This is a genomic window from Pseudomonas sp. 2995-3 (assembly GCF_002742565.1).
GTDB lineage: Bacteria > Pseudomonadota > Gammaproteobacteria > Pseudomonadales > Pseudomonadaceae > Aquipseudomonas > Aquipseudomonas edaphica.
In genome coordinates this window covers 1-273 of record NZ_LJSB01000326.1, presented here as the reverse complement: position 1 = coordinate 273, position 273 = coordinate 1, and the positions used below count along the sequence as shown (strand labels likewise).

The 273-nt window shown below is 39.2% G+C and carries 1 protein-coding gene; it reads right to left on the bottom strand.

The window, feature by feature from the left end; genetic code table 11:
* Positions 1–88: 88 nt before the first annotated feature.
* The coding region (locus tag AOA62_RS29610; protein ID WP_099550442.1) for a CGCGG family rSAM-modified RiPP protein at positions 89–273 on the bottom strand (185 nt) is incomplete at its 5' end.

The following is a 273-nucleotide window of genomic DNA, read 5'->3' as shown; positions in this document are numbered from 1 at the left end:
AAACATCTCCTCTCCACTTTAAAAGACATAAAATTGTACGGGACCAGGTCCCGTACAAAAGGTTCGGGGACCAGGTCCCTGACAATAATTATTTATAAACCCTTAGCACGTGACCACCGCAACCACATTCGTCTATATATTTAATTTCCTTTATTTCGTTTCCATATCGCTCCAACAGAATTTCAGTTAAATAATCTTCAGGATTGCCAAATTCATTTGGGGTTACAAGATTTACATAAACACCCTCTGACGTTTCTTCTACTGCCTCTATCC